Origin of the sequence: Streptomyces olivochromogenes (assembly GCF_021538895.1) — a bacterium.
GTDB lineage: Bacteria > Actinomycetota > Actinomycetes > Streptomycetales > Streptomycetaceae > Streptomyces > Streptomyces olivochromogenes_A.
In genome coordinates this window covers 1-18,874 of sequence record NZ_JADDRL010000089.1, presented here as the reverse complement: position 1 = coordinate 18,874, position 18,874 = coordinate 1, and the positions used below count along the sequence as shown (strand labels likewise).

General features: G+C 70.0%; 14 protein-coding genes. 10 read left to right on the top strand and 4 right to left on the bottom strand.

The annotated features are described in order from the left end of the window. The first annotated feature begins 75 nt into the window (after nucleotides 1-75). The 9 genes from IPZ69_RS33840 to IPZ69_RS33800 all read left to right on the top strand — a co-directional run bounded on the left by IPZ69_RS33840 (nucleotide 76) and on the right by IPZ69_RS33800 (nucleotide 12,196). Nucleotides 76-1,005 carry a carbohydrate ABC transporter permease gene (locus IPZ69_RS33840; protein WP_235458495.1) on the top strand — a complete coding sequence of 310 codons (930 nt, stop codon included), beginning with the start codon at nucleotides 76-78 and terminating at the stop codon, nucleotides 1,003-1,005. 17 nt (nucleotides 1,006-1,022) lie between these two features. Continuing rightward, on the top strand, nucleotides 1,023-1,946 hold the full coding sequence (locus IPZ69_RS33835) for a carbohydrate ABC transporter permease (RefSeq protein WP_235458494.1): 924 nt from the start codon (nucleotides 1,023-1,025) through the stop codon (nucleotides 1,944-1,946). Between the two features lie 211 nt (nucleotides 1,947-2,157). Further along, nucleotides 2,158-3,357, top strand: coding sequence for an ROK family transcriptional regulator (locus IPZ69_RS33830; RefSeq protein ID WP_235458493.1), 1,200 nt, complete (start codon nucleotides 2,158-2,160; stop codon nucleotides 3,355-3,357). Nucleotides 3,358-3,491: 134 nt separating this feature from the next. Then, the gene (locus IPZ69_RS33825; RefSeq protein WP_235458503.1) at nucleotides 3,492-4,595 is read left to right on the top strand and encodes a sugar ABC transporter substrate-binding protein; all 1,104 of its coding nucleotides are present in this window, start codon (nucleotides 3,492-3,494) and stop codon (nucleotides 4,593-4,595) included. Nucleotides 4,596-4,777: 182 nt separating this feature from the next. Beyond that, a complete protein-coding gene (locus IPZ69_RS33820; RefSeq protein WP_235458492.1) occupies nucleotides 4,778-5,569 on the top strand; it encodes an ATP-binding cassette domain-containing protein in 792 nt (263 codons plus the stop codon). Continuing rightward, complete coding sequence (locus IPZ69_RS33815) at nucleotides 5,566-6,861, top strand: sugar ABC transporter permease (RefSeq protein ID WP_235458491.1); 1,296 nt, start codon at nucleotides 5,566-5,568, stop codon at nucleotides 6,859-6,861. Before IPZ69_RS33820 ends, IPZ69_RS33815 begins: the two co-directional genes overlap by 4 nt. Before the next feature lie 189 nt (nucleotides 6,862-7,050). Beyond that, on the top strand, nucleotides 7,051-8,979 hold the full coding sequence (gene dxs, locus IPZ69_RS33810) for a 1-deoxy-D-xylulose-5-phosphate synthase (RefSeq protein ID WP_235458490.1): 1,929 nt from the start codon (nucleotides 7,051-7,053) through the stop codon (nucleotides 8,977-8,979). Between the two features lie 153 nt (nucleotides 8,980-9,132). Next, nucleotides 9,133-10,659, top strand: a complete 1,527-nt coding sequence (locus tag IPZ69_RS33805; RefSeq protein ID WP_235458489.1) for an amino acid permease — start codon at nucleotides 9,133-9,135, stop codon at nucleotides 10,657-10,659. An 88-nt stretch (nucleotides 10,660-10,747) separates the two neighbouring features. After that, complete coding sequence (locus IPZ69_RS33800) at nucleotides 10,748-12,196, top strand: ArnT family glycosyltransferase (protein ID WP_235458488.1); 1,449 nt, start codon at nucleotides 10,748-10,750, stop codon at nucleotides 12,194-12,196. Nucleotides 12,197-12,225: 29 nt separating this feature from the next. Here the strand turns inward: IPZ69_RS33800 and IPZ69_RS33795 are convergent, their stop codons facing one another. Next, complete coding sequence (locus tag IPZ69_RS33795) at nucleotides 12,226-12,606, bottom strand: NTP pyrophosphohydrolase (protein ID WP_235458487.1); 381 nt, start codon at nucleotides 12,604-12,606, stop codon at nucleotides 12,226-12,228. A gap of 103 nt (nucleotides 12,607-12,709) precedes the next feature. Here IPZ69_RS33795 and IPZ69_RS33790 point away from each other — a divergent pair, with 103 nt between their 5' ends. Further along, nucleotides 12,710-13,726 (top strand): hypothetical protein, encoded by a 1,017-nt coding sequence (locus IPZ69_RS33790; RefSeq protein ID WP_235458486.1) that lies wholly within the window; start codon nucleotides 12,710-12,712, stop codon nucleotides 13,724-13,726. Nucleotides 13,727-13,825: 99 nt separating this feature from the next. On the opposite strand, the gene IPZ69_RS33785 is transcribed toward IPZ69_RS33790, so the two are convergent. From IPZ69_RS33785 to IPZ69_RS33775, 3 genes are all read right to left on the bottom strand, one after another. Further along, nucleotides 13,826-15,958, bottom strand: a complete 2,133-nt coding sequence (locus IPZ69_RS33785) for a 3-hydroxyacyl-CoA dehydrogenase NAD-binding domain-containing protein (protein WP_235458485.1) — start codon at nucleotides 15,956-15,958, stop codon at nucleotides 13,826-13,828. Then, nucleotides 15,955-17,172, bottom strand: a complete 1,218-nt coding sequence (locus tag IPZ69_RS33780) for a thiolase family protein (RefSeq protein WP_235458484.1) — start codon at nucleotides 17,170-17,172, stop codon at nucleotides 15,955-15,957. The genes IPZ69_RS33785 and IPZ69_RS33780 overlap by 4 nt, the downstream gene beginning before the upstream one ends. A 276-nt stretch (nucleotides 17,173-17,448) precedes the next feature. Then, entirely contained in the window at nucleotides 17,449-18,744 is a 1,296-nt protein-coding gene (locus IPZ69_RS33775; protein ID WP_235458483.1) for a ribonuclease D, read from the bottom strand. Between the last annotated feature and the right edge of the window lie 130 nt (nucleotides 18,745-18,874).

The window sequence follows — 18,874 nt, the reverse complement described above, 5'->3', positions numbered from 1 at the left end:
ACGCTCGACCATCCGCACCCCGGACCGCCCGGAATCCCGGGCGGTCCGGTCCGGGACACCAGGAGCAGGAGCGCCATGCGCAAAGGGCAGTACCGGTTCGTCGCGGGATTTCTCTTCGTTCCCGTGGCGCTCTATCTGATCTTCGTCATCTGGCCGTACATCCAGACGTTCGGCTATTCGCTGACCGACTGGAAGGGCCAGTCGCAGACCTTCAAGTTCGTCGGGCTGGACAACTACAAAGCGCTGTTCCAGGACGACGTCTTCACGGGGGCGATCTGGCACAACATCCTGTTCCTGATCTTCATCCCGGTCATCACGATCCTGCTCGCCCTGTTCTTCGCCTTCATGCTCAACGTGGGCGGACGCAGCAGGGCCGGCGGCGTCGCGGGCGTCGCCGGATCCGGCTTCTACAAAGTCGTCTATTTCTTCCCGCAGGTCCTGTCACTGGCGATTCTCGCGGTGCTCTTCGGCGCCGTGTACCGCAGCGACAGCGGCGGAATGCTCAACGGGTTCCTCACCAAGCTCGGCCTGGTCGACCCCGAGAATCCGGTCGAGTGGCTCAACGAGCCGAACCTCGTGCTCTGGGCGCTGATCCTGGTCGTCGTCTGGCACGGCGTCGGCTTCTATCTGGTGCTGTTCTCCGCCGCCATGCAGTCCATCCCGAGGGACATCTACGAGGCCGCCCTCATCGACGGCGCCGGCCGCGCCCAGTCCTTCTTCCGTATCACCCTGCCGCTGCTGTGGGACACCGTGCAGACGGCCTGGGTGTACCTCGGGATCATCGCGATGGACATGTTCGTCCTGGTCTCCACCATGACCTCCGGCCAGTACGGCGGCGGCCCCGACCACCACAGCGAGGTCATGGCGACCGTGATGATGCGCAACTTCCTCTACTTCGGCAAGAGCGGCTACGCCTGCGCCATGGGCGTCGTCATGCTGCTGCTCACCCTGGTCCTGTCCGTGTTCACGCTGCGCGCCACCCGCCGCGAGCGCATCGAGTTCTGAGCGGGAGAGAGACGACGATGAGCGCACCCATCAAGGAGACCGCGGCCGGCCCCGCCCCGCGGTCCGTGGACAAGACCCCCGCCCGCCCCGGCAGCGGCCGCAGCGAGGGAGTCGTCCTGAACGTCTTCTCGCACGGCTTCCTCGCCCTGTGGGCCCTGCTGATCATCCTGCCGCTGCTCTGGCTCGTGCTGAGCTCGTTCAAGACCGACGCCCAGATCGGCGGTTCGGCGTTCGGCTGGCCGCACAGCTGGTCCTTCGACGTGTTCCAGCGCGCCTGGAACAAGGGCATCGGCGACTACTTCGTGAACACCGTCATCGTGCTGGTGTTCAGCGTGCCGCTGACCATGCTCTTCGGCTCGATGGCCGCGTACGTCCTGGCCCGCTACCAGTTCTGGGGCAACCGGCTCCTCTACTACTTCTTCGTCGCCGGCGCGATGTTCCCGGTGTTCCTCGCCCTGGTCCCGCTGTTCTTCATGGTCAAGCGGCTGGACATGCTGAACACCTACCAGGGCCTGATCCTGGTGTACGTCGCCTACTCGATGCCGTTCACGGTGTTCTTCATGCACGCCTTCTTCCGGACCCTGCCCACGGCGGTCTTCGAGGCGTCGATCCTGGACGGTGCCTCGCACACCCGGACCTTTTTCCAGGTGATGCTTCCGATGGCGAAGCCGGGCCTGATCAGTGTCGGGATCTTCAACACTTTGGGCCAGTGGAACCAGTTCATCCTGCCGACGGTCCTCATGCAGCCGCAGAGCGGTGACGATCCCGAGAGGTACGTCCTCACCCAGGGCCTCATCCAGCTCCAGCAACAGCAGGGATACGCCTCCGACCTGCCCGTTCTCTTCGCCGGCGTGACCATCGCCATGATCCCGATGCTGGTCGTGTACCTGTCCTTCCAGCGCCAGGTCCAGGCCGGTCTGACCTCGGCGACCCTGAAGTAAGTGCCCGTGCGGCAGCGCTCGGTGCAGCGCTTCGCAACGGCCCGTGCGCGCGCCGTTCCCGGCTCCGGGGACGGCGCGCACTCGTGTGTGCAAGACCCCGGAAACCGTTCAAGCTCTTGACGGGAGGCGACCCAAACAGCTCAGCTTAGAGTTCACTAGTTAGACATAGACGGGGCCTCGCTGAAGCGGTCCCGCGCGCAGGAGGTCAGTCGTGGAGACTCCGGGGTCGCAGTCGTCGCTGCACCGAGCCAACCTGGAACGGGTCGTACGAGCCGTGCGACTTGCCGGGTCGCTCACGCAGGCGGAGATCGCGCGGACGACCGGCTTGTCGGCGGCCACGGTCTCCAACATCGTGCGGGAGCTGAAGGACGGCGGAACCGTCGAGGTCACGCCCACCTCGGCGGGTGGCCGACGGGCCCGCAGCGTCTCCCTGAGCGGGGACGCCGGCATCGTCATCGGCGTCGACTTCGGGCACGCCCACCTACGCGTGGCGATCGGGAACCTGGCCCACCAGGTCCTCGCCGAGGAGTCCGAGCCACTGGACGTCGACGCCTCCTCCGCCCAGGGCTTCGACCGGGCCGAAGAGCTGGTCAACCGGCTGATCGCGGCCACCGAGGTGGACCGTACGAAGATCGCGGGAGTGGGGCTCGGCGTGCCCGGCCCCATCGACGTGGAGTCCGGCACCCTGGGCTCCACCGCGATCCTGCCGGGCTGGAGCGGTACCAAGCCCGCCGAGGAGCTGCGGGGGCGGCTCGGCGTGCCGGTGTACGTGGACAACGACGCCAACCTCGGCGCCCTGGGCGAGCTGGTCTGGGGCAGCGGCCGGGGCGTACGTGATCTTGCCTACATCAAGGTCGCGAGCGGTGTCGGCGCCGGCCTCGTGATCGACGGGAAGATCTATCGCGGCCCGGGCGGCACCGCTGGGGAAATCGGACATATTACACTCGATGAATCCGGCCCGGTCTGCCGCTGCGGGAACCGCGGCTGCCTGGAGACCTTCACGGCCGCACGCTACGTGCTGCCGCTGCTCCAGCCCAGCCACGGCGCCGACCTCACCATGGAGGGCGTCGTGCGGCTCGCGCGGGACGGGGATCCGGGCTGCCGTCGGGTGATCGCCGACGTCGGCCGACACATCGGCAGTGGAGTGGCCAATCTCTGCAATCTGCTGAACCCGAGCCGGGTGGTCCTGGGCGGTGATCTCGCCGAGGCCGGAGAGCTGGTTCTGGGGCCGATCAGGGAGTCCGTCGGCCGCTATGCCATCCCCAGTGCCGCGCGCCAGCTTTCGGTCCTTCCAGGGGCCCTCGGAGGCCGCGCGGAGGTGCTCGGAGCGCTCGCTCTCGCCCTCAGCGAGATGGGTGATTCGACCCTTTTGGACGGGTCGCTGTCCGCAGCGGCACCTGCCTTCACTTAGAGAACGGATGGCACCGTTGCCATCTCGTTAAGGATTTACTTCTTGACGTCGCACGTGTGGCCGAGTTGACTTCCAGCCACCTCGGCCGCAGCGACGCGGCCTCGTCAGGGAGGTTTCAAAGAGTGAACACGCGTATGCGTCGTGCCGCCGTTGCCGTTGCCGCTGGTGCGATGGCTGTCTCGCTGGCCGCCTGTGGCAGTGCCAAGGAGTCCAAGGGCAGCGACAGCTCCTCCTCGTCGTCCGCCAAGAAGGGCGACAACATCAAGGTCGGTCTGCTTCTCCCGGAGAACAAGACCGCCCGGTACGAGAAGTTCGACCGCCCGCTGATCGAGAAGAAGATCAAGGAGCTGACGAACAACAAGGCCGAGATCCAGTACAACAACGCCCGCCAGGACGCCAACCTCCAGGCGCAGCAGGTCGACACGATGATCACCAACAAGGTGGACGTGCTGATCCTGGACGCGGTCGACGCCAAGGCCATCCAGAACTCGGTCCAGAAGGCCAAGGACGCCGGCATCAAGGTCGTCGCCTACGACCGCCTCGCCGAGGGCCCGATCAGCGCCTACACCTCGTTCGACAACGAGGCGGTCGGCAAGACCCAGGGCGAGGCCCTGCTGAAGGCGCTGGGCAGCAAGGCCACCAAGTCCTCCAAGATCGTCATGATCAACGGCTCCGTCACGGACCCGAACGCCGCCCAGTTCAAGAAGGGCGCCCACTCGGCCCTCGACGGCAAGGTCACGATCGCCAAGGAGTACGACACCAAGGAGTGGTCGCCGGACAACGCCAACTCCGAGATGGAGACGGCGATCTCCGCGGTCGGCAAGAAGAACATCGCGGGTGTCTACTCCGCCAACGACGGCATGGCCGGCGGTATCATCACCGCCCTCAAGGCGGCCGGCCTCACCGTGCCGGTCACCGGCCAGGACGCCGAGCTCGCGGCCGTGCAGCGCATCGTCACCGGTGAGCAGAACATGAGCGTCTACAAGCCGTACGCCCCGGAGGCCGAGGCCGCCGCCGCGATGGCCGTCGCGCTCGCCAAGGGCGAGAGCCTGGACTCGGTCGCCAAGGACAAGGTCTCCAGCGGCTCCGCCACCGACGTCCCGTCCGTGCTCGTCCCGGTCACCGCGCTGACCAAGGACAACATCAACGACACGGTCATCAAGGACGGCGTCTACACCGCCGCCGACATCTGCGCCGGCAAGTACAAGTCCGCCTGCGACAAGCTCGGCATCAAGTAAGCGGTCCAGGTCCCTTCACAGGTACGGGGATTCGTTCTTGAATCCCCGTACGGGACATGACTGCTCCAGGCTCCTCCGGCGCCCCGCGCATCAGACAGCCCCGCAAGCTCGGTGCGGGGCGCCGGACGGAAATCCCCCCAAAGTCTCTGCACAACCTCCCGCCGGGTCAGGCGGCGAAGGAGATGGTTCACGTGTCCGCTACGCCCGTGCTGGCGTTGCGCGGGGTCTCCAAGCGTTTCGGTGCCGTTCAGGCGCTCACCGACGTAGAGCTTGAGGTCCACGCCGGTGAGGTCGTCGCCCTGGTGGGCGACAACGGCGCCGGAAAGTCCACGCTGGTCAAGACGATCGCCGGCGTGCACCCCATCGATGAGGGCGTCATCGAATGGGACGGCAAGTCCGTCTCGATCAGCAGGCCGCACGACGCCCAGAACCTGGGCATCGCGACGGTGTACCAGGACCTCGCGCTGTGCGACAACATCGACGTTGTCGGCAACCTGTTCCTGGGCCGCGAGCTGACGCGGCGCGGTGTTCTCGACGAGGTCGAGATGGAGCGCCGCTCCCGCGAGCTGCTGACGACGCTGTCGATCCGCATCCCGAGCGTCCGCATCCCGATCGCCTCGCTCTCGGGCGGTCAGCGCCAGACCGTGGCGATCGCCCGCTCCATGCTCGGTGCCCCCAAGCTGGTGATCCTCGACGAGCCCACCGCCGCCCTCGGTGTCGAGCAGACCGCCCAGGTCCTCGACCTCGTCGAGCGACTGCGCGAGCGCGGTCACGCCGTCATCCTCATCAGCCACAACATGGCTGACGTCAAGGCCGTGGCGGACAAGGTCGCCGTCCTGCGCCTGGGGCGCAACAACGGCGTCTTCGACGTCAGGACGACGTCGCAGGAGGAGATCATCTCCGCCATCACCGGCGCCACCGACAACGCCGTGACCCGCCGTGCGGCGCGCTCCACCGGGGAGGTTTCCAAGTGAGCATCGACAAGACCTCCGCGGCTGCGCAGGACGAGCACGCCGTGGAGAACCCCGAGGCCGCGGCCGCCGCGGTGACCGCGGTCGACCCCCGCCTGCTCGTGCGCGAGCAGGGCCTGGCGGGCTACCTCGGCGAGTTCAAGCGCAAGATGAAGGCCGGTGAACTGGGCTCCCTCCCGGTCGTCCTCGGTCTGCTGATCATCTGCGTCGTCTTCCAGAGCCTGAACTCCAACTTCCTGTCCGCGCAGAACATCAGTGACATCACCGTCACGATGGTCGGCACGGGCATGATCTCGGTCGGAATCGTCTTCGTGCTGCTGCTCGGCGAGATCGACCTGTCGGTCGGCTCGATCAGCGGCGCGGCCAGCGCCCTCGCCGCCGTCCTGGCGGTCAACCAGGGCTGGCCCGAGTGGGCCGCGATCCTCGTCGCCGTCGGCGCGGGCGTCGCCATCGGCGCCCTGCACGGCTTCTTCTTCGCGGTGCTGGGCGCCCCCGCCTTCGCCGTCACGCTGGCCGGTCTGCTGTTCTGGCTCGGCTTCATGCTCAAGGTCCTGGGCGAGAACGGCACCATCAACCTCGACAGCGACGGCCTGATCGGCAAGCTGACCACGTACTTCTTCGCGGACGTGGCCGCCGCCTACGGACTGGCCGCCGTCGTGGTCGGAGTGTTCTTCGTCTCGTCCTTCCTGGGCAACCGCCGCCGTGAGGCCGTGGGCGTCCCGTCCCGTCCGCTCAGCGACACGCTGCTGCGCACGGGCCTGCTCGCCGTCGTCTCCTTCGCGGCCGCCTTCATGTACAACCAGTACAAGGGCCTGCCGCTGGCCACCGTGGTCTTCCTGGCCTTCCTCATCGCCACCGACTTCGTGCTGCGCCGCACCGCCTACGGTCGCAAGATCTTCGCGCTCGGCGGCAGCGTCGAGGCCTCCCGGCGTGCGGGTATCAACGTCACGGCGGTGCGGATCTCCGTGTTCGCCATCTCGGGCGGCTTCGCGGCGATCGGCGGTCTCTTCCTGGCCTCCAAGATCGCCTCGGCCAACCAAAGCGCCGGTACCGGTGACCTGCTGATGAACGCGATCGCCGCCGCCGTCATCGGTGGTACGTCGCTCTTCGGTGGCCGTGGCCGCACCTGGAACGCGCTGCTCGGTGTCCTGGTCATCGTCTCCATCCAGTACGGTCTCCAGCTGGAGTCCATCGCGGAGCCGGTGAAGTACATGATCACGGCGGCGGTCCTGCTGACCACCGTGGTGATCGACTCCATCACCCGCAAGACGCAGAAGACCGCTGGTCGCGCGTAGCAGCCCGCTGTCCGACTGTGCCCGGTGCCGTCAAGGTGCCGGGCACAGGCGTGTCTTGAGGAACCTTCTGTTGGGTACCGCCGTTGGCGTGACGTATCACGTACAGCCCGGACACGGGCCGCTCAGGCGGAACATTAGACTCGACAAGCCCGGCAACAGCTCGATCAGCTCTACTGCAAGGAGGCACGGGTGCCGCTGCTGACCCGCATCTCGGGACCGCGCGATCTGGACCGGCTCAGCCTGGAGGAGCTGGACCAGCTGGCAGAGGAGATCCGGACCTTCCTCGTCGACGCCGTCTCCAAGACAGGCGGCCACCTCGGCCCCAACCTGGGCGTGGTCGAGCTCACCATCGCCCTGCACCGCGTCTTCGAGTCCCCGAAGGACAAGGTGCTGTGGGACACGGGCCACCAGTCCTACGTGCACAAGCTGCTGACCGGCCGGCAGGACTTCTCCCGGCTGAAGATGAAGGGCGGCCTGTCCGGCTACCCCTCGCAGGCCGAGTCCGAGCACGACATCATCGAGAACTCGCACGCCTCGACGGTCCTCGGCTGGGCTGACGGTCTGGCAAAAGCCAACCAGATTCGCAAAACGGACAGCCATGTGGTCGCCGTCATCGGTGACGGTGCTCTCACCGGCGGCATGGCCTGGGAGGCGCTGAACAACATCGCCGACGCCAAGGACCGCCCGCTGGTCATCGTCGTCAACGACAACGAGCGGTCGTACGCGCCGACCATCGGCGGCCTCGCCAACCACCTGGCGACCCTGCGCACCACCGACGGCTACGAGCGCTTCCTGGCCCGCACCAAGGAGGTCCTGGAGCGGACCCCGGTCGTCGGTCGGCCGCTGTACGAGACCCTGCACGGCGCGAAGAAGGGCCTGAAGGACTTCATCGCCCCGCAGGGCATGTTCGAGGACCTCGGTCTGAAGTACGTCGGCCCGATCGACGGCCACGACATCGAGGCCCTGGAGTCGGCGCTGGCCCGCGCCAAGCGGTTCGGCGGCCCGGTGATCGTGCACTGCCTCACCGAGAAGGGCCGCGGCTACCAGCCCGCCCTCCAGGACGAGGCCGACCGCTTCCACGCCGTCGGCAAGATCCACCCCGACACGGGCCTGCCCATCGCCTCCTCCGGCGCCGACTGGACCTCCGTCTTCGGCGACGAGATGGTCAAGCTGGGTCACGAGCGCGAGGACGTCGTCGCCATCACCGCCGCGATGCTCCAGCCGGTCGGGCTCGACCGGTTCGCCAAGACCTTCCCGGACCGGGTCTACGACGTCGGCATCGCGGAGCAGCACGCCGCCGTGTCGGCGGCCGGCCTCGCGACGGGCGGGGTGCACCCCGTCTTCGCCGTGTACGCCACCTTCCTCAACCGCGCCTTCGACCAGGTGCTGATGGACGTGGCCCTGCACAAGTGCGGGGTGACCTTCGTGCTGGACCGGGCCGGCATCACCGGCACCGACGGCGCCTCCCACAACGGCATGTGGGACATGTCGATCCTCCAGGTCGTGCCGGGGCTCCGGCTGGCCGCGCCGCGCGACGCCGAGCAGGTGCGCGCCCAGCTGCGCGAGGCCGTCGAGGTCAAGGACGCGCCGACCGTCGTGCGCTTCTCGAAGGGCGCCGTCGGCCCCGCCGTACCGGCCGTGGGCCGCATCGGCGGCATGGACGTGCTGCGCGAGCCGGGCACGGACACGCCCGACGTGCTGCTCGTCTCCGTGGGCGCCCTCGCGCCGATGTGCCTGGAGATCGCGGGCCTGCTCGACAAGCAGGGCATCTCCACCACCGTCGTCGACCCGCGCTGGGTCAAGCCGGTCGACGAGGCCATGGCCCCGCTCGCCGAGCGGCACCGGGTGGTCGTCACCGTCGAGGACAACTCCCGGGTCGGCGGCGTCGGCTCGGCGGTCGCCCAGGCCCTGCGCGACGCCGGCGTCGACGTCCCGCTGCGCGACTTCGGCATCCCGCCGCGCTTCCTCGACCACGCCTCGCGCGCCGAGGTCATGGCCGAGATCGGGCTGACCGCCCCCGACATCGCCCGCCAGGTCACCGGCCTGGTCGCCAAGCTGGACGGCCGGTTCGACCGGCCCGAGGCCGAGGTCGGTTCCGTGGAGGCCGCGCGCGACTAGAACGCCACGAGCGCCCCGTGGGCCGGTTGCACCGCTGTCGAGGTGGTGAAACCGGCCCATTTGCGTGAATGCGCCCACGCCGGGGCATACGTACCACGCCCCCTCTCGATCATGTCGAGGCATGTCGAGGACGACAAGCGTGGGAGGTATCCCGTGAGCAGTACCCTCTTCCGGACGAAGAAGGTCGAGCAGTCCATCCGCGATACCGAGGAGCCGGAGCACGCGCTCAAGAAGTCCTTGTCCGCGCTGGATCTGACCGTCTTCGGCGTCGGTGTCATCATCGGCACCGGCATCTTCGTCCTGACCGGCAAGGTCGCCAAGGAGAACGCAGGACCCGCCGTCTCCCTGGCCTTCGTCGCGGCCGGCGTGGTCTGCGCCCTCGCCGCGCTCTGCTACGCGGAGTTCGCCTCCACCGTCCCGGTGGCCGGGTCCGCGTACACCTTCTCGTACGCCTCCCTGGGCGAACTGCCCGCCTGGATCATCGGCTGGGACCTGGTCCTGGAGTTCGCGCTCGGCACGGCGGTGGTCGCCGTCGGCTGGTCCGGCTACATGCGCTCGCTCCTCGACAACGCCGGCTGGCACCTGCCCGACTACCTCGCCGGCCGGGACGGGGCCCACGGCTTCGGCTTCGACATCCTCGCCGCCGCACTGGTCCTGGCGCTCACCGCCATCCTGGTGATCGGCATGAAGCTGTCCGCGCGGGTCACCGAGGTGGTCGTCGCCATCAAGGTGACGGTCGTCCTGATCGTGATCATCGCCGGGGCGTTCTTCATCCAGAGCGGCAACTACAGGCCGTTCATCCCGAAGGCCCAGGCGGTGGAGGCCGGGGGCACCCTCAAGGCCCCGCTCATCCAGCTGATGTTCGGCTGGGCCCCGTCCAACTTCGGCGTGATGGGTATCTTCACCGCCGCCTCCGTCGTCTTCTTCGCCTTCATCGGCTTCGACGTGGTGGCCACCGCCGCCGAGGAGACCAAGAACCCGCAGCGGGACATGCCGCGCGGCATCCTCGGCTCCCTGTTCATCTGCACGGCGCTGTACGTGGCGGTGTCCATCGTCGTCACCGGCATGCAGCACTACACCGACCTCTCCGTGGACGCCCCGCTCGCCGACGCCTTCAAGACCACCGGGCACCCCTGGTTCGCGGGCGCGATCAGCTTCGGCGCCGTCGTCGGCCTGACCACGGTCTGCATGATCCTGCTGCTCGGTCAGACCCGGGTGTTCTTCGCGATGAGCCGTGACGGACTGCTGCCCCGCTTCTTCTCCGTCGTCCACCCCAGGTTCAGGACCCCGCACCGGCCGACCATCCTGCTCGGCGTCCTCATCGCGATCATCGCGGGCTTCACCAGTCTGAGTGAACTCGCCGAACTGGTGAACATCGGCACCCTCTTCGCCTTCGTCGTCGTGGCGCTCGGCGTGGTCATCCTCCGCCGCACCCGCCCGGACCTGCCCCGCGCCTTCCGCACCCCGTGGGTGCCCTTCATCCCGATCCTGTCCGTCCTCGCCACCCTGTGGCTCATGCTGAACCTGCCCGCCGAGACCTGGCTCCGGTTCGCCATCTGGATGGTCATCGGCTTCGTCGTCTACTTCCTCTACGGGCGCACGCACAGCCGCCTCGCGGGGGAGGGGGAGAACACGGCCGGCGCGGTGACCAAGGGCCGCCCCGGCGGCCCGGCGCGGTAGATGAACGCGGAGTGATCGACCGGCTCGCCGGCCCGGCCCCGTATGTCCCGTTTCGATGGAGACGTCGGGGCCGGATAGCGTGCACCCCATGCTCGCCGCACCCCTCGCCCCACCACGGTCCGTAGTCGTACGGAAGGTGTACTGGGCGAGACTGCTGCCGCAGCTGGCGGCCCTGGCCTGCGTCACCCGGGTGCCGTCCTTCGTACGGCCGCTGTGGAACCCCGACGAGGGCTATCTCGCCGTACAGGCCCGGATGCTGGCGCACGGCGGCCGACTGTACGAGACGGTCGTGGACCGCAAGCCGCCGCTGGTGCCGTGGCTGTACGAGGCGGCGTTCGCGCTGTACGGCTCGGCGTCGCTCACGCCGGTCCGGATCCTCGCGGTCCTCGCCCAGCTGGCCACCGCGGTGCTGCTGGCCTCGCTGGCCCGGCGCCGCTGGGGCGACACCGCGGGCCGGACGGCCGGGGTGCTGTATCTGCTGGTCTCCGTCGGGCTCAACCCCGAGGACGCGCAGGCCGCCACCTTCGAGGTGTTCACCCTGCCCTGCGCGGCCGCCGCGATGTGGTGCGCGGACCGCCGCCGCTGGGGCGCCGCCGGGACGGCCGTCGCCTGCGCCTTCCTCGCCAAGCAGACCGGCGGGGCGGTCCTGCTGCCGGTGGCGCACCTCCTGCTCCGCCGCGGCTCCCCGCGCGGCGGGGTGCTGCGGCTGGCCGCCGGACTGGTCGTCCCGGTGCTGTGCGCGGCCCTGGTCACGGACCCCGCCGGCTTCCTCTTCTGGACCGTCACCGGCTCGGCGGCCTACGCCACCCTCACCGGCTCCGAACTCCACATCCTGGTCCGGGGCCTGACCAACACGGCGATCCTGGCGGTGGCCTGCGTAGGCCTGATCCCGCCGGTGGTACGGATGCCGCGGCCGGCCCGCGCGGGAGCGGCGGACCTGTGGCTATGGCTGGCGTCCTCGGCCGGGGCCGTCCTGCTCGGCTTCCACTTCTTCGGCCACTACTTCCTGCAACTCACCCCGCCGCTGGCCCTGCTGGCGACGGCCGCGCTGCGGTCGCTGCCCCGCGAACGGCTCACGGCCGCGCTGCTCACCTCGGCCTGCTGCTGCTCCCTGTTCCTGACCTGGGGCCTGCTCGCCCCCCGCCCCGAGCTCGCCCACGCCCAGCGTCTGGCCGCGGCGGTCGCGCAGCGCACGACGCCCGCCGACCGTGTCCTGTTCTGGGGCATACACCCGGAGACGTACTGGCTCGCATCCCGCACCCCCGCCAGCCGTTACCTCACCGCCGGGCTCCTCACCAACTACAGCGGCGGCCGCAACGGCCCCCAGGTCGGCGAGAAGTACGCCGTCCGGGGCGCCTGGCCCGTCTTCCGCGCGGAGATGGCCGCCCGGGCGCCCGCCCTGGTGGTCGACGACTCCCGGGGCGAGCCGTACGCCCCGGACCGCGTACCGACCCTGCGACGGCTGCTGACGGCACGCTACGCGGAGGTGGCGCGGGTGGACGGCGCCGTGCTCTACGCGCGGGTGCCCGAGCGGTAGCGGCGCCTGGGCGAGTGTGACGGCAGGACCTAGGGACGGCCGCCCAGCACCGCGCGTGGCCCGGTCACCTCGGCGCCCAAGTCCGCGACCCGGCCGCGCAGTTCGCGGTCGGCCGTGATGACCAGGCAGGGCCGGCCGGGGGCCTCGGCGACCAGCTCGACGATCCGGTCGTCCCCGCTGCCCGGCGCCGACTCCACCCGTACGCCGGGCACGGACTCCACCCCGCGGGCCGCGCCCTCCACCACCAGCACGATCTCCACGGGGCTGGGACGGCCGGGCAGCCCCTCCGAGCCCAGCCGGTCCCGCAGCCGCTCCGCGGCGCCCTTGCGGTCCCGCCACCAGCCGTCGGGCACCGACCCGACCACGTTCGCGGCGTCGACGATCACGAGCAGCGGGTCTTCGAGGTCCATGGGCCCAGGGTCGCACGGCGGACCGGCCCGTTCATCCGCCGCTACGACGACCGGGCAGGGGGGTGCGCCACGGCGGACGTCACGCGCCGCTTAAGGTGAACCGGTGAACGGCGACTGGCTCATACGCGGCCGCGACGGCCGACTCAGTGTCTACCTGCCGTCCGGCGAGGCCGCCCTGTGCCGGGCGGAACGCGGACCCGGCGGCCCCTGGGGCATCGCGCGCACGGTGGGCGGCGATCAGTTGCTGCACCCCGTACTCGCCGTCGGCCAGGGCCCGGACCGCTACGCCCATCTGGTCTCCTGGCGGCCCACGGGGAAGGTCGAGTCGGGCCTGGTGCACTCCACGCACTTCCGCCCGCACCTGGCCGCCCTGGACTGGCACCCGATCGGCCACCCCGACAAGAAGGGCATCCGCACCGGCCCGCCCGCGGTCGCGGTGGACGCGCAGGGCCGGGCCCATGTCTTCGTCCGCAACAGCGGCGGCGGGGTGAGCCTGCTCGTCCAGAAGGAGAAGGGCGGCTGGAACCCCTGGTGGGACCTGAAGGGCCGGGACGTCCAGGGCGAACTGGCGGCGGTCACGGGCGAGTCCGGGCGGGTCGAGCTGTACGCGGCCGTCCCCGGCGCCCTGCTGCACTGGCGCCAGGAGGAGCCCGGCGCGCAGCCGGTCCTTGAGGAGGCGATGGAGGCCTCAGTCCGCCCGGACACCCTGCACGCGCTGGCCACGTCCGCCGACAGCACCACCCTCTTCTACACCGACGACTCCGGTGACCTGTGCGCCTGGCGGCCCGGCGGCAAGCCCACCGCCGTACTCGCCGCGGCCGGCCCCGGGCCGGTGTCAGCCGTCCGCTGTGAACTCGACGGCCACGACTGCACCCTGCTCGCCCAGCGTTCGGCGAGCGGCCGGGTGGCCTTCGCCGCCTATCCGACGGAGGACGAGTCGGCCGGCGCCTGGTGGACCGAGTCCGGCCCGTCCCTGCCGGCCGACACCCTGGTCCGCGTCACGCTGGACGAGGACGACCGGGTCGTCGCGGCATCGTTGTCACCGTCGACCGGCACCCTGCTGCTGACCCGCCGCAAGGAGGAGCCGGGTCTGGCCCTGGAGGCCTGGCGAGAGATCTGACCCTGCCGGCGCACAACTCAGCCCGTCTGGGGGCACAGCCCCCAGCACCAAAACGCCGGGTGCCCGCACCCCCAACGGAAGTACGGGCACCCGGCCGAATCAGCGAAGCGGGACGCTGGCGACGCCCGGCGCCAGGAACTTCTTGCCGTTCACGCGCTCCGAGACACCCTCGCGGTCCAGGTACGGCGTGATGCCGCCCAGGTGGAAGGGCCAGCCGGCGCCCGTGATCAGGCAGAGGTCGATGTCCTGGGCCTCGGCCACGACGCCCTCGTCGAGCATCAGACCGATCTCCTGCGCCACCGCGTCCAGGACGCGGGCCCGGACCTGCTCCTCGGTCAGGACGACATCGCCCTGCTTGAGCAGCGCGGCGACCTCGGGGTCCAGCTCCGGCTTGCCGCTGTCGTAGACGTAGAAGCCGCGCTTGCCCGCCTTGACGACGGCCGCGAGGTTCGGGGAGACCGTGAAGCGGTCCGGGAAGGCCCGGTTGAGGGTCTCCGAGACGTGCAGACCGATCGCGGGACCGACCAGCTCCAGCAGCACCAGCGGGGACATCGGCAGACCGAGCGGCTCGATGGCCGTCTCGGCGACCTCGACCGGGGTGCCCTCGTCGATGACGTTCTGGATCTCGCCCATGAAGCGGGTCAGGATGCGGTTCACGACGAACGCCGGGGCGTCCTTGGTGAGGACCGCGGTCTTCTTCAGCTTCTTGGCGACGCCGAAGGCGGTGGCCAGCGAGGCGTCGTCGGTCTGCTCGCCCCGGACGATCTCCAGGAGCGGGAGGACGGCGACCGGGTTGAAGAAGTGGAAGCCCACGACCCGCTCGGGGTGCTGGAGCTTGGACGCCATCTCCGACACCGACAGGGAGGAGGTGTTGGTGGCGAGGATCGCGTGCGCCGGGGCGACCGCCTCGACCTCCGCGAACACCTGCTGCTTGACGCCCATCTCCTCGAACACGGCCTCGATGATGAAGTCCGCGTCGGAGAAGCCCTCGGCCTTGTCCAGGACACCGGTGACCAGCGCCTTGAGGCGGTTGGCCTTGTCCTGGTTGATCCGGCCCTTGCCCAGCAGCTTCTCGATCTCGGCGTGGACGTAGCCCACACCCTTGTCGACGCGCTCCTGGTCGATGTCGGTCAGCACGACCGGCACCTCGAGGCGGCGCAGGAAGAGCAGGGCGAGCTGCGAGGCCATCAGGCCCGCGCCGACCACGCCGACCTTGGTGACCGGGCGCGCCAGGTTCTTGTCCGGGGCGCCGGCCGGGCGCTTGCCGCGCTTCTGCACCAGGTTGAACGCGTAGATGCCGGAGCGCAGTTCGCCACCCATGATCAGGTCGGCGAGCGCCTTGTCCTCGGCGTCGTAGCCCTGCTGCAGGTCGCCGTTCTTGGCGGCGGCGATGATGTCCAGGGCGCGGTAGGCGGCCGGGGCCGCGCCGTGCACCTTGGAGTCCGCGATGAAGCGGCCCTTGGCGACGGCCTGGTCCCAGGCCTCGCCGCGGTCGATCACCGGGCGCTCGACCTCGACGTCGCCCTTGAGGACGTTCGCCGTCCAGAGCAGCGACTGCTCCAGGAAGTCGGCGCCCTCGAAGATGGCGTCGGCGATGCCCAGGTCGAAGACCTGCTGGCCCTTGAGCTGCTTGTTCTGGTTCAGGCTGTTCTCGATGATCACCGAGACGGCCTTGTCGGCGCCGATCAGGTTCGGCAGGATCGCGCAGCCGCCCCAGCCCGGGACCAGGCCCAGGAAGACCTCGGGGAGGGAGAACGCCGGGATCGCCTTGGAGACGGTCCGGTAGGAGCAGTGCAGGCCGACCTCGACGCCGCCGCCCATCGCCGCACCGTTGTAGTACGCGAAGGTCGGGACCGCGAGGCCCGCGAGGCGCTTGAAGACCTCGTGGCCGCCCTTGCCGATGGCCAGCGCGTCCTCGTGCTTCGTCAGCAGCTCGACGCCCTTGAGGTCGGCGCCGACCGCGAAGATGAACGGCTTGCCGGTGATGCCGACGCCGACGATGCCACCGGCCGCGGCCTCCGCCTCGACCTGGTCGATCGCGGTGTTGAGGTTCGCCAGCGAGGCCGGGCCGAAGGTGGTCGGCTTGGTGTGGTCCAGGCCGTTGTCCAGCGTGATGAGCGCGAAGCGCCCGGCGCCGAACGGCAGGTCGAGGTGGCGTACGTGCGCGGACGTCACGACCTCGTCGGGGAACAGCTCGGCCGCACCCTTCAAAAGCTCAGCGGTGGTGCTCACTTGTCCCCCTCGAAGTGCGGGTTCTCCCAGATGACCGTCGCGCCCATGCCGAAGCCGACGCACATGGTGTTCAGGCCGTAGCGGACGTGCGGCTGCTCCTCGAACTGGCGGGCCAGCTGCGTCATCAGACGGACGCCGGAGGAGGCCAGCGGGTGGCCGTAGGCGATGGCGCCGCCGTACTGGTTGACGCGCGCGTCGTCGTCGGCGATGCCGTAGTGCTCAAGGAAGGCCAGGACCTGGACGGCGAAGGCCTCGTTGATCTCGAAGAGACCGATGTCGGAGATGGACAGCCCCGCCTGGGCGAGGGCCTTCTCCGTGGCCGGGATCGGGCCGTAGCCCATGACCTCGGGCTCCACGCCGGCGAAGGCGTAGGAGACCAGGCGCATCTTGACCGGCAGGTTGTTCTCGCGGGCGAAGTCCTCGCTCGCGATGATCGAGGCGGTGGCGCCGTCGTTCAGACCGGCCGCGTTACCGGCGGTGACCCGGCCGTGGACGCGGAACGGGGTCTTGAGGCCCCGCAGGTTCTCCAGGGTCGTACCCGGGCGCATCGGCTCGTCGGCCGTGACCAGGCCCCAACCCGTCTCGCCGGCCTCGGCGTTGGTGCGGCGCACCGAGATCGGCACCAGGTCCTGCTGGATCTTGCCGTCGGCGTACGCCTTGGCGGCCTTCTCCTGCGAGCGCACGGCGTACTCGTCGGCGCGCTGCTTGGTGATCGTCGGGTAGCGGTCGTGCAGGTTCTCGGCGGTCATGCCCATGAACAGGGCGGACTCGTCGACCAGCTTCTCGCTGACGAAGCGCGGGTTCGGGTCCACGCCCTCGCCCATCGGGTGGCGGCCCATGTGCTCGACACCACCGGCGATGACGGCGTCGTAGGCGCCGAAGGCGATCGAACCGGCGGTGGTCGTCACGGCGGTCAGGGCGCCGGCGCACATGCGGTCGATCGAGTAGCCCGGGACGGACTGGGGAAGACCGGCGAGGATGCCGGCGGTGCGGCCGAGGGTCAGGCCCTGGTCGCCGATCTGCGTGGTCGCGGCGATGGCGACCTCGTCGATCTTCTTCGGGTCGAGGCCGGGGTTGCGGCGCAGCAGCTCCCGGATCGCCTTCACGACGAGGTCGTCGGCGCGGGTCTCGTGGTAGATGCCCTTCGGGCCCGCCTTGCCGAACGGGGTGCGGACGCCGTCGACGAAGACGACATCCCTGACGGTACGAGGCACGATGGCTCTCCTCCAGGGTGCGGGATGGCACTGCTGCGATGCGCTGAGCGCGCGCTCAGGCCCATGCTACTTATGAGTAACGTAGCTGCACAGTCCCGGCGGCCCAAGCGGCGAAGGTCACATCCGCGCGGGGGAGCCCGAAGGGGACGGCCGCCCAGGTGGGCCGGTCCGTCCCCTTCCACTTCCGCCCCGGACCGTCGTCCGAGCTTGGCGTGATCTCGACGTGCCGGTTCCGCTTGCGCGGGCCCCGCAGAGCCCGCCGGGCGGCGTCGGCCGTCAGGAACTCGGGGGCTCCTTGACCGCCAGCGCGGCCACCAGCGTCGGCGTCACCTGCTCCACCTGCCAGGCGCGGGCGCCGTACCCGGCGAGCGCCGCCGCCACCGACTCGTCGTCGAGGGACTTCGGCGGCTCCCAGCACAGCCGTCGCACGGTGTCGGGCGCGATCAGGTTCTCCTGGGGCATCGTGAGCCGCTCGGCCACCGCCGAGACCGAGGCCCGCGCGGCGGAGAGCCGAGCCGCGGCGGCCGGGTCCTTGTCGGCCCAGGCGCGGGGCGGTGGCGGACCGGTGACCGCCTGTCCCGGCTGCGGCAGCTGCCCCTCGGTCAGCGCCTTCGCGCGGTCCACGGCGGCCTGCCACTGCTCCAGCTGCCGGCGCCCCATCCGGTGCCCGAACCCGTTCAGCGCCGAGAGCGCGTGCACGTTGGCGGGCAGGGCGAGCGCCGCCTCCACGATCGCGGAGTCGCTGAGGACCTTGCCCGGGGACACGTCGCGCCGCTGGGCGATCCGGTCCCGGGTCTCCCACAGCTCCCGCACCACGCCGAGCTGCCGCCGCCGGCGTACCTTGTGCATCCCGGACGTGCGCCGCCAGGGGTCCTTGCGCGGCTCGGCCGGCGGCGCGGTCGCGATCGCCTCGAACTCCTGCCGGGCCCACTCCAGCTTGCCCTGCCGGTCCAGCTCCTTCTCCAACGCGTCGCGCAGGTCGACGAGGAGCTCGACGTCGAGGGCCGCGTAGCGCAGCCAGGGCTCGGGCAGCGGCCGGGTCGACCAGTCGACGGCGGAGTGCCCCTTTTCGAGGACGTATCCGAGCACGCTCTCGACCATCGCGCCGAGGCCGACCCGCGGGAACCCGGCGAGACGGCCGGCCAGCTCGGTGTCGAACAGGCGGCTGGGCACCATGCCTATCTCGCGCAGGCAGGGCAGGTCCTGGGTGGCCGCGTGCAGCACCCATTCGACGCCGGACAGGGCCTCGCCGAGGCCGGAGAGGTCGGGGCAGGCCACGGGGTCGATCAGCGCGGTCCCGGCGCCCTCGCGGCGCAGCTGCACCAGATAGGCGCGCTGGCCGTAGCGGTAGCCGGAGGCGCGCTCGGCGTCCACGGCGACGGGGCCGGAGCCGGCGGCGAAGGCGGCGATCACCTCCGCCAGCGCGGCCTCGTCGGCGACCACCGGCGGAATGCCCTCACGCGGTTCGAGCAAAGGGATCGGCGCCGCCGCAGAAGATTCGCCGTCGTCCGGAGGGGTCCCTCCGGTGATGCGCAGTGGCAGGTCTGCTGCGGTCTCTTGGGCGTCGGTCACCTGTCAAGGGTATCTGTGTGTGGACAGCGCCCGTCGACGGAACGTTCCGTCGACGGGCGCCAGAGGGTCGTAAACCAGTCAGGTCGGTGCAACATGCCGTTCACGTCGGTGAACGGCCAAGGCGGCTTAG